Source organism: Nostoc sp., assembly GCF_036917095.1.
GTDB lineage: Bacteria > Cyanobacteriota > Cyanobacteriia > Cyanobacteriales > Nostocaceae > Nostoc.
Genome location: NZ_JBALFH010000067.1, coordinates 1 through 9,567, shown reverse-complemented (window position 1 = coordinate 9,567; position 9,567 = coordinate 1). Strand labels below are relative to the sequence as shown.

Below are 9,567 nucleotides of genomic sequence, written 5' to 3'. Positions count from 1 at the left end.
ATTTGATTTATCATCCCATCCATTTTTACAGTTATCTATGTCATTTTTGAATCTTCCTTAGTTTTTATTAGTAAATAAGATGCGTTTGCCCTGGCTTGCCATCAGTCCCGATGGAAAAATTCTGATTTGCGGCAATTATGATGGCACTATTAAACTGTGGAGCTTAGAGCAAGGAAAACTGTTGCACACATGGAGGGATGGTTCGAGTTCGGTTTTAGGGCTTGCTTTGAGTTTGGATGGTAAAATCCTCGTTAGTAGCAATGAGGATAGCATTATACATATTTGGCAAATTAAATAACTGCATTTGCGCTATTTTGGGTGAATGGGAACTCCTAAAAGGAGAAGCTGGTTAGGGATACAGAACTTAACTTTAACTATCGATATTCTCGCTAAAAAAGTACGACTAATTTCAAAGTAAAATTTTCACCAGTTTTTGGAGTTGCTAGGGAAGCCCAGAATAAAGGTAGTATCTGAAGATGATGGAATCCCCAAGAAGTTATTACGATGCTGAGTTTGGACAGATTATATTGGAAGATAACTACTGGACTTTAGCACAATGTGCTATTTTGGGCGATCGCCGTGTACGGATTTGTGTGGATTTTGAACAGGGGCAGATTGGGGAACTTTCATCGCTTCAGCGTGAAGCTATTCGGCAAGCCCTAACCTTGCCACCTGATGTTTTACACGTCACTGCTCCTCTGGTGCTGCAAAATTATGATGTATATCGTGACATGATTGGAGATGAGTCAATGCCACTGTTGGCTAATCCCATTCAGGTCTGGGATCAAGTCACTTTCTCATATATTTATGTGGAGTATGACCTAGATATTGCTACCTTTAAGTTGATAGCTGAGTGTGACTGGGAGCCAGAACACGGCTTAGAAGTACGCTTTCGCAATGGAGTAGCAGACGATGCAGATCAGATAGGTGAAACAGGACGGTAAAAACTATATAGCTTGGCATAAAACCGTGGTGAATTGAAGCATAGCGCTTATATACTGCGATCGCTGCCAGAGGAACCAAATGTCGATTGCCTATTGAACGTTTCCTGGCTGTTTTATAGTACCTATGGATAGATATCCTATCTCTTTTGACTGAATATGAAGACAGATTTACCTAGCCGAAAGTGCAACAGTTACAACAGTCAAAAATTTAGGGAGACGAAATGGTAATTATTTATCGTGCCAAAGTTTCGGGAGAAAGTAGCACCTTAACCAATACAGATGTATTTACTTTACTAGTATTAATCCAATCACTGTTGATTGATTGCATTGTCTACATCAGCTAATGTTTCATACTGTTTACAAGGCAACCATTTCAAGGCTCGCAGGACTTTCTCATCAACACCTTTTTCCTCAGCATACTTAACTAAGTCTTTTTTGCTGAGTGGATAGTTAACTGCAATCAAGTTTTTCTCTAATTGTACTGGACTGATTTTAGTGATGAATATTTCATCAATTAAGTTGGCCACATCAGCGAGAGTTTCATATTGTTTTGAAGGCAACTTTTTCAAGATTCGCAGGATTTTCTCGTCAATACCTTTTTCTTCAGCATACTTAACCAAGCTTTTCTTGCTAAGGGGATAGTTAACTTGGTTCAAATTTTTTTGTAGCTGTACTGGATTCAGTTTAGCCATAATAAATCTCTGTATGGTCTTGACGCTGTGGATTCAATGAAGAAAGTGAAAAAATTAGTAAAAGTCAGCTTGCACAGTTATGCAGAGTATTAGGTTGAGGAAAATGTAGTCCATACACACAACTTCTACATAGTACATTGTTAATTTAAAAGAAAATTAAGTTACTGTTAATTCCACCTCCCCTTTTAATTACCGAAAGTCCTACTGAGGTGGACTATTGGAGTCATAATTGGGGAGTTGGCGGGAAATCTTGGGTCAAGATTCGTTTTACAAATTATCTAGGCTGATCCGCCACTAAGACAGTTAGCTTAAATTACAGATGAAATCATATCCTTATCTGATTCCGCGATTTAAGTTTAAATCCAGGCTAAGACTGCGGATTTTGCCTAATCCCTAACAAATTTCCGTCAATATCCTTGAAAGTGGATAATTGCACTCCATGACCAACATCTGTAATTGGCCCAACTGAGACTCCTTTTTCAGTCAGGCTTTGACGAGCAGTAACTATATCATTGACAACAAAGGTACTAACAATATTACCTGGTTCAACTGAGTCACTCAAGTTCAATCCGATTGCAAAGCGTGGAATATCAGGAAAACTAAACTGTCTCCAGTTAGGTGTGTCATATTTTCTTCAGGCACTAACCCAAGCTTGGACTTGTACCACTCGGCACTAGCTTCAAGATTAGTAACGTCTAATTTAGTGACAAAACTATATTCACCAAAAGTATTTTTCAATGTCATATTCTACTGTCCTAATCCAGAACTTTTGTAATACGGCTATTATAAACTTTTTAGCACAATATACTGCAAACTTACCAATTAATAGTAGTTTAAATTGTAGTTAATGGAAGGTATAGTGTACAAAGGTTCAGTCAGAACTGCTCGTAATGACTCCATGTTTGTTTTTCTGTTGTGAACAATATTTGAAGCCACAATATTAACTTCATTCAATATCTACCGATGATTGCACATAGCTAGACTTGAATAGGGAAAGAACTTTAGTGTTATTGTTTTCCTTTATTAGGATACCAACCTGCCGGAATGACTTCAAAATTCCAAACATCTTTGAAGACGTATATGCGTCCGATCATTTCCGATGGGGAAAGCAAATTTTTGTCGCCTTCCTTCCAATCTTTTTTATCAACTGTTCCCATCACTACATAGTTATTACCTACAATTTGAGGATTTGTTTGGACAAAAGTAGCAGCCATCAATGGCTCAATTTCCTGTTTTTTAGCAATAATTAAGTCGCAGCTTGGGCAATATTTACACTGTTTATTGAGTAAAAATAGCTGTTGTGGTTGGATATGAATCACTAAAGGAAATTTGCGAATCTTCGTTTTTGTTTCACACTTTGGGCATTTAGTGAAAGCACAGTCTATATAAGGATTTAGGAAAAATCTGTGTCGTTGTTTGAGAGATTTAGGCTTTGATGTCTTGGAACTAATTTTAGACATTTTATCAATTGAATATGGTTATACAGTTAAAATTTAAATTTGTTTAAAATAATACAGTGTTAATGTAACTTGAGCATGACTTCAATCAACGGAACAATTACAATTAACGTACAGGCTGACGATAATGGACAGTATGTTTGTGAACTGTTGTCATCTGTTGACCAGCCAAGAGATGAAATTCGTTGCTGTGGGCAAACCAGAGAACACGCTATAGCTATTGCATTAGAGCAGTTAGCGAGTAAATATCGTCAGATTGCCGAATCGGGTCAAAACCAAGATTGGCTTGCAGTAGAGTGTTCTGAGTCAGGAGAAGTAATACAAAAGCATTATCATGTGATTTTACATTATGAACGGATTGGGAGAGCAGAGTCTAAATTTGAAGCAATGCAGGACACGTTAATGGGAAATACAGTAGTCGAAAATGCCAAAGTTACTTTGATTGAGATTGATGCAACATTACCAGTCCAGCCTTTAACTTGATGACATCAAGGCGATCGCTTAAATGTTGATTAACCAATAACTCTAAGTCGATGTTTTATGTCGGCGTAGCAGAAAACCCACTCCAATCAAGCCGATGCTAAATATCGCCGTGGTATTTCTTGGTTCTGGAACTGTTTGAAACGTTTGAAAAGAACCTGAGATTAGAGGTAGACCTCTTACAGGAGCAGTTGGATCTGGGCTGAGTGTAAGATTTTCGGACAAGATCAGTGTGCCAATCGCGCCGTCGAATGTACCCGATCCACCAGTAATACTTATAGTATTAGAAACCGTGCCCACAAAATTTTGAAAGTCAAGGGTAGCAGTACCTCTGGTGGTTCCGAATAGCTTATCTTCTCCTTGACCAAAAATTGTAATGTTACCAAGTGGTAAGTCGTCTAACCCAAACGTTGCTGGATCTGGCTCAATTGTAATCACACCTGTATTATTGTCGAGATTGCCATAGCTGATATTTACAAGTCTAGTTAGACCGTATGGCGCATTAGCACTTTCACCTATATTGGTTATTTTTAAAATGTTTCCTGCGATCGGTTCAAGAGTAGTTTCTGAATTGTAGATAACTGAAAATGGATATTGTATCTGCGCCATTACTTTTTTTGTACCTAGTCCAAAACTCAAAAGCGCCGCAGCTACCGGAGTGAACCATACAACCCGTAATCTAAGCATAATTAATTTGATTTTGATATTAGGTAGTGTTTACTTTCACTAAAGACAAACTACCGTAAATTTCTCAAAAAATAAACAATCTAATTAACTGTTACTTAGATGATGTTATCAAAGTTGGAAGAAGTATAGTTTTGTACTTGCATACTGAAGTAGATGCAACATTAAATAAGATTTAGTTATCTTTTATCTCTAAACCTTGCCACAGATACCAACAAGCAATAGAACGGTATGGTTTCCACATTTGTCCTAAATCTTCTACAGTCTTTTTACTAGGAAGCTCTGCTAAACTATAAACTCTGCGAATCCCTGCACGAATACCTAAGTCATCAACAGGTAGAACATCAAGCCGATGTAAACGAAACATAAGCAGCATCTGCACCGTCCAATGCCCAACGCCTTTTATTGGTGTTAAAGCTTCGATAATTGATTCATCTTCCATTGCCTGCAATTGATCTAGCGTAGGTAATCCATCTAAAACTTTTTGGGCAAGGTCTTTCAAATACAAAACTTTGGGGCGTGAAATACCTGCTCCTCGCAAAACTTCATCTGGGGTATTGAGGATATCTAAAGCTGTAGGGAAAGGGCTATGAGGATAAAGTTGCAAAAATTTGCTATGAATGCTCCCAGCAGCCTTGCCGGAAATTTGCTGGTAAAGAATTGACCGAGATAGGGAAAAGAGCAAGTCTCCAGTTTGTTGTACTTGATAGAGTTTGCAATCTCCAATAATTTCTATTAGCCTTGCCAAGATAGGATCTGAATGTTTAAGAGTTGTAATTGCAATTGAATAATCCATTAGTCTATCAGCTAAAACCTAAGCGTTTGCCCTCTCATTGAATCATCCATTCCCAAGGACATTAAAATAATTTGCAATTATGTGAAAGTAACGGGGATTTAGCTTAAGTATCAAAACGAGCTGCTTGATAGAAGCAGGGAAGTTAAACCCCCAAACTTTGTTAAAAAATGAAATGGTTAATGGTATTATAGTACAAGCGAACTATCAAAAGCTTTGTGGTTATTTGGGGCAGTAATATTTATTCATAATTCGTAGTTAAAAAGTGAGGAATGCGCTTTGGCAAATTCTAATTCCCTACTTTTATAGTAAATGCTTTAAGTCCAAAACAGAGCGCCTAGTTGTAGGATGGTATATGCCGAAATCACAAAAACTAGAAGAAACTTTATCTATTCTTGCCCGAATTCGACAGCATCCGACAAGTGAAGAAGGGATCATAATTTTACGTCAAGGCCTTAAGAGTAAATATTCTATAGTTGTTGCTCAAGCAGCCAAGATAGTCGGCGAATCCACTATTACTGAGTTGGTTTGTGATCTTGTAGAAGCTTTTGCTCGAATGATGGTCAAACCCGCACAAGTAGACCAAAATTGTCTTGCCAAGAAAGAGATAGCACAAACACTGTATCACTTAGAATACAGCGATGAAAACCTTTTTCTGCAAGGGATTCGACATGTTCAGATGGAGCCAGTATGGGGAGGAGTTGAAGACACTGCTGCCCATCTTCGGGGTATATGTGCTTTAGGTCTGGTAAGAATGAACTACTCAGATGTAATGAATGAATTAGCCGATTTACTAGCTGACCCCAAACCAGAAGCAAGAGTTGCTGCTGCAAAAGCGATCGCCTACACAGGAAATCCCCAAGGTGTACCTTTACTTCGCTTAAAAACCCGCATCGGCGATCAAGCACCACAGGTGATTTCGGAGTGCTTCAGTGCTTTGTTACAACTAGCTCCGGCTGATTCACTTGCAATAGTTGCTGGTTTTCTTTTTGACCCAAAGGAGCAAATCTGTGAGTTAGCAGCATTGACGTTGGGTGAATCACGATTAGAGGAAGCATTCGATCTTCTCAGAAATTGCTGGAGGCAAACAAGGAATGTAGAACTTCGCCGCACATTGTTACTAGCAATTGGGATGTTGCGACAAGATAAAGCAATAGATTTCCTGATTTCACTAGTGGCTCAAGGAAAAGACATCGATGCAAAAGATGCGATTGCAGCATTGGGTATTTATCGAGAAGACCGTGAACTGTGGCAGCGAGTTGAGGGAGCTAGTGAACAAAGAGCTAATCAATTGGGACTTTGAAAGCGTTGAGGATGTAGGAAAGTGTGAAAGTCTTAGATGATAGCAAGCACCTACCCCACATCTGGAAGGTTTCAGGCAATAATAATTCCTTCTCCGAAGACCTTTATATCACCAAATTAAATGAACTCGAGTAGTCAGAGATAGATTTATATTTAAATAGTAGCGCGACTCCAAGTTAAGTTAACTAAATCTAAGACGTAATCATCCGAGTTTTCTATATAATCTTCTGATTTTTCATTACCTATTACACACAATTTACCGCCAGTAATATAAATTTTATCTTGTTCTTTGTAGTAAGCTTTGTGATGACTAATCCATCCTGGTTTATTACCAGTTGTTTCTAATCTTTCTATTTTAAAGGTATGCCAGTCTAATCTATAAACTGAAGTTTCATTATAGATTCTTGCATCGGCATATCCTAAATTACCAATAATATATATGTATTTTCCAACTAATGTAGCTGAATGAAAATCAGTTGGCGCAAAAATATCTTTGGGATAACCGAAAATCTGAAAATTACCATCACCTTGATAAACTACAACATCGTTATATATACAAAAATCAGGATCGTAGTAGTCTTCATGCTCACCAGCAATTTCGACAATTCTGCCATCTGGTAATTCTGTAATTGTTCTACCAAATCGATCATAGCACCATGCTTTATCTTGCCAATTCTCTTTATCATTAAAAAGATTTTTGGCTGTATAAGCAGAACAACCCTCACAAACCATCGCCTGCCAAAAGGGGATTTTCATCAATTCTGGATTAGCTTTACCAAAGCGCGGATGTTTGCCAGCAAAATATTGTTTTGGCGATAATTGTGATAATGAGAATTCGCTGTTGGCAATGCCGGTCAGCGATCGCCGCATATCATCGTTAATATCGTTCACATCTTCGCCAGCTGCAATTAACATTCTAACAATTTCCTTGTTTGTAGCTATCTTGATGGCTTTGTCATCGCAATTATTGATTCTGCTAGGGTTTGCGCCAGCTTCTAGTAAAATTTTGACGCAATCAGTAGCACCATGCTCTGCTGCGATTATTAACGCAGTGTTACTAAAGTCATCAGTGGCTTCAATATCAAATCCCTCTGCAATTAGCCACTGTAGGACTTCGAGCCTATTATTTTCTATCGCGTACATTAACGGTGTTTTTCCGCAGTTTCCTACATCGTTGTGATTTACTCTTGCAGCTAGGAGTAATTTGGCTTTAGGTAGTTCACCCACCTGAATACTCAATAACCAAGGGGTTCTATGCCAACAATCACGCACATCTTGATCTGCTCCTTGCTCTAGCAATAACAATACTTGCTCTAAGCTCCCAAAAACTATAGCGTGCATTAATTCTGTCCATCCCAGTTGCTCTGGGTTAGCACCCGCATTCAATAATAATTTGACAGCATCAAATCTCCCAAGATGAGCAGCTACTTTGATTGCAGACTCACCATAACTACTCATGCCATTGACAGCAGCACCTCTAGAGATGAGTAAATTCAAAGTTGATATTAAGTTTTGATCTTGCAAAATATCTCGACCATGCATGGCATTGATTAAGACATCATATCCGTCTAGGCTTTGATAGTTAATATCCGCTCCAGCATCCAGAATCAGTTGGATTTTATCTAGATTTCCTGACTGCACAGCCAACCCAAGTACGGTATTTTGAGATTGTTGTTGAACAGCATTCACATTAGCGCCATGTTCCAAGAGGAAGCGAATCATATCAACACCTGCATTGGGGCTACTAACCGCACACATTAATGGTGTTTGCTGGGAATACTCGTCTACGCGCTCAATATCAACCCCATTGGCTATTTTACGTGCGACTCCTGCAATATCTCCCTGCTGTGCATAAATATGAATTTTTTGCATAATTTTTATCAGCTAACTTCTGAATTGGCGAAAAATTCTTGTAGCAACCCCTGCTTTTAACTTAGTCGATTTTAAGATAAGCTTTGTTGATTGAGAAGTCACATAGATTGCAAAAATACATCGTCATGAGTCAGGGTGTATATCCAGATAATTGGAAAGAAATTGCAACAGCGCTAAAAGCTGACTGCGATTGGCGTTGTACTAAATGTGGTAAGGTCTGCTTACGTCCTGGGGAAAAACCACCTGATTGGACAAAATCCCAGTGCAAAGCTCATACACTTCAGGTACATCACTGGAATTGTGACCCTAGTGACAATCGGCTGGAGAACTTGGCTTGCCTGTGTAGTGGCTGTCATCTTTATTACCATCGATTTGGACGCGGAAATATTTCTCCTGGACAGTTGTCACTGTTTGTCCAAAAGAAAGTTAGCTAAAATTTGACCGATTGCAACTGAAATATATGAACCAGTTTCCAATAGCGACCACCTGAACACGCTAACCCTGACTGCTTCCACTGTTTTTGCTCCTTCACGAGTCACAATTTCAATTAAGTGTGCAGTAAGACATCGTTTATTGTGAAACTGGGCTTAGTCATCTTCATCCATTAAGCGACAACGGCTTTGGGTCTTGCAAGCAAGTCGAGAAGAACGCTCTCGTACAATAGTCGCTAAATCTGGTCGTCCTGTTAGAAAAAGTCGCCAATCAGCCCAAATTCCATATAGAAAGTCGGCAATAGCACCGATAACTGGTAAGGAAGTTGCAGCATAGACCCAACCCATCCCCAGAATTTCGTAAATGCGATGGAAAACTTCAACATTTTTAACTAGCGTCCCGTCTGGCAACACAGCATGAATACGCCCCATTGCAGTTTCATAGTCAACACCGCCATCTGCTTGGGGATTGTAATCATCAGCTGCAATATCTACAAACGCCACCAGCCCTCGATCCGCGTCTCGCTTCTTCAAAAAGTTAACCTCACGCAGACACAAGGGACATTGGCCGTCATACAGCAGTTTGATTTTCCACGACGGCAGAGTGGATAAAGGCTGGTCTAGAGAGTTGTTACAACCGTAGGATTGGATTTGTGCTGAGGACATTTTGGGATCTTAACTAAGTTTATTTCCTTACATCAAGCGTAACGCCTCTGGAATTATAGGGTTTGGCCCATTCGAGCGACGCATAGCTTGCCGCCGTAGTCATCGCTACTAGCGTGAAGGGCGTAATCCCAAAACCCAGGAGTTAATGACAATTCCAGCGACCCAAGTGCCTGCGTTTTCTGCTGGGAAGCAGTTTAAAGAAAAAGTTGCACCCTAATCAATACAAATGTATTTACTTTACTACTG

The 9,567-nt window shown here is 39.2% G+C and carries 13 protein-coding genes and 1 pseudogene; 6 read left to right on the top strand and 8 right to left on the bottom strand.

The window, feature by feature from the left end:
* Positions 1–79: 79 nt before the first annotated feature.
* Together V7L01_RS35145 and V7L01_RS35140 are read left to right on the top strand one after the other, a co-directional pair.
* The gene (locus V7L01_RS35145; protein WP_335042993.1) at positions 80–298 is read left to right on the top strand and encodes a WD40 repeat domain-containing protein; all 219 of its coding nucleotides are present in this window, start codon (positions 80–82) and stop codon (positions 296–298) included.
* A 178-nt stretch (positions 299–476) separates the two neighbouring features.
* Positions 477–944, top strand: coding sequence for a DUF6985 domain-containing protein (locus tag V7L01_RS35140; RefSeq protein ID WP_335042991.1), 468 nt, complete (start codon positions 477–479; stop codon positions 942–944).
* 308 nt (positions 945–1,252) lie between these two features.
* Here the strand turns inward: V7L01_RS35140 and V7L01_RS35135 are convergent, their stop codons facing one another.
* From V7L01_RS35135 to V7L01_RS35120, 4 genes are all read right to left on the bottom strand, one after another.
* Entirely contained in the window at positions 1,253–1,636 is a 384-nt protein-coding gene (locus V7L01_RS35135) for a DUF2795 domain-containing protein (protein WP_185582435.1), read from the bottom strand.
* 367 nt (positions 1,637–2,003) lie between these two features.
* Positions 2,004–2,198 (bottom strand): VOC family protein, encoded by a 195-nt coding sequence (locus V7L01_RS35130; protein ID WP_185607449.1) that lies wholly within the window; start codon positions 2,196–2,198, stop codon positions 2,004–2,006.
* Positions 2,199–2,200: 2 nt separating this feature from the next.
* Complete coding sequence (locus tag V7L01_RS35125; protein WP_335042990.1) at positions 2,201–2,380, bottom strand: hypothetical protein; 180 nt, start codon at positions 2,378–2,380, stop codon at positions 2,201–2,203.
* A 263-nt stretch (positions 2,381–2,643) separates the two neighbouring features.
* Entirely contained in the window at positions 2,644–3,096 is a 453-nt protein-coding gene (locus tag V7L01_RS35120) for a hypothetical protein (RefSeq protein ID WP_335042989.1), read from the bottom strand.
* 75 nt (positions 3,097–3,171) lie between these two features.
* Here V7L01_RS35120 and V7L01_RS35115 point away from each other — a divergent pair, with 75 nt between their 5' ends.
* On the top strand, positions 3,172–3,576 hold the full coding sequence (locus V7L01_RS35115) for a hypothetical protein (protein WP_335042988.1): 405 nt from the start codon (positions 3,172–3,174) through the stop codon (positions 3,574–3,576).
* A gap of 42 nt (positions 3,577–3,618) precedes the next feature.
* Here the strand turns inward: V7L01_RS35115 and V7L01_RS35110 are convergent, their stop codons facing one another.
* The gene (locus V7L01_RS35110; RefSeq protein ID WP_335042987.1) at positions 3,619–4,260 is read right to left on the bottom strand and encodes a hypothetical protein; all 642 of its coding nucleotides are present in this window, start codon (positions 4,258–4,260) and stop codon (positions 3,619–3,621) included.
* A 172-nt stretch (positions 4,261–4,432) separates the two neighbouring features.
* Entirely contained in the window at positions 4,433–5,053 is a 621-nt protein-coding gene (locus tag V7L01_RS35105; protein ID WP_335042986.1) for a DNA-3-methyladenine glycosylase family protein, read from the bottom strand.
* A gap of 352 nt (positions 5,054–5,405) precedes the next feature.
* Between V7L01_RS35105 and V7L01_RS35100 the strand changes: the two genes are divergently transcribed.
* Complete coding sequence (locus tag V7L01_RS35100) at positions 5,406–6,353, top strand: HEAT repeat domain-containing protein (RefSeq protein WP_335042985.1); 948 nt, start codon at positions 5,406–5,408, stop codon at positions 6,351–6,353.
* 152 nt (positions 6,354–6,505) lie between these two features.
* On the opposite strand, the gene V7L01_RS35095 is transcribed toward V7L01_RS35100, so the two are convergent.
* Entirely contained in the window at positions 6,506–8,224 is a 1,719-nt protein-coding gene (locus tag V7L01_RS35095) for an ankyrin repeat domain-containing protein (protein WP_335042983.1), read from the bottom strand.
* Positions 8,225–8,349: 125 nt separating this feature from the next.
* Between V7L01_RS35095 and V7L01_RS35090 the strand changes: the two genes are divergently transcribed.
* On the top strand, positions 8,350–8,658 hold the full coding sequence (locus V7L01_RS35090) for an HNH endonuclease (RefSeq protein WP_335042982.1): 309 nt from the start codon (positions 8,350–8,352) through the stop codon (positions 8,656–8,658).
* Positions 8,659–8,811: 153 nt separating this feature from the next.
* Here V7L01_RS35090 and V7L01_RS35085 read toward each other — a convergent pair whose 3' ends face one another.
* On the bottom strand, positions 8,812–9,321 hold the full coding sequence (locus tag V7L01_RS35085) for a thiol-disulfide oxidoreductase DCC family protein (protein ID WP_335042981.1): 510 nt from the start codon (positions 9,319–9,321) through the stop codon (positions 8,812–8,814).
* A gap of 112 nt (positions 9,322–9,433) precedes the next feature.
* Here V7L01_RS35085 and V7L01_RS35080 point away from each other — a divergent pair.
* Positions 9,434–9,538 (top strand): annotated as a pseudogene (locus V7L01_RS35080) (HU family DNA-binding protein); the annotation flags it as partial.
* Positions 9,539–9,567 lie beyond the last annotated feature (29 nt).

Coding starts and splice junctions, on each gene's coding strand:
- V7L01_RS35105 (WP_335042986.1), bottom strand. CDS start 5,053: ATGGATTATTCAATTGCAATTACAACTCTTAAACATTCAGATCCTATC.
- V7L01_RS35115 (WP_335042988.1), top strand. CDS start 3,172: ATGACTTCAATCAACGGAACAATTACAATTAACGTACAGGCTGACGAT.
- V7L01_RS35090 (WP_335042982.1), top strand. CDS start 8,350: ATGAGTCAGGGTGTATATCCAGATAATTGGAAAGAAATTGCAACAGCG.
- V7L01_RS35100 (WP_335042985.1), top strand. CDS start 5,406: ATGCCGAAATCACAAAAACTAGAAGAAACTTTATCTATTCTTGCCCGA.
- V7L01_RS35085 (WP_335042981.1), bottom strand. CDS start 9,321: ATGTCCTCAGCACAAATCCAATCCTACGGTTGTAACAACTCTCTAGAC.
- V7L01_RS35120 (WP_335042989.1), bottom strand. CDS start 3,096: ATGTCTAAAATTAGTTCCAAGACATCAAAGCCTAAATCTCTCAAACAA.
- V7L01_RS35140 (WP_335042991.1), top strand. CDS start 477: ATGATGGAATCCCCAAGAAGTTATTACGATGCTGAGTTTGGACAGATT.
- V7L01_RS35095 (WP_335042983.1), bottom strand. CDS start 8,224: ATGCAAAAAATTCATATTTATGCACAGCAGGGAGATATTGCAGGAGTC.
- V7L01_RS35135 (WP_185582435.1), bottom strand. CDS start 1,636: ATGGCTAAACTGAATCCAGTACAGCTACAAAAAAATTTGAACCAAGTT.
- V7L01_RS35125 (WP_335042990.1), bottom strand. CDS start 2,380: ATGACATTGAAAAATACTTTTGGTGAATATAGTTTTGTCACTAAATTA.
- V7L01_RS35145 (WP_335042993.1), top strand. CDS start 80: ATGCGTTTGCCCTGGCTTGCCATCAGTCCCGATGGAAAAATTCTGATT.
- V7L01_RS35110 (WP_335042987.1), bottom strand. CDS start 4,260: ATGCTTAGATTACGGGTTGTATGGTTCACTCCGGTAGCTGCGGCGCTT.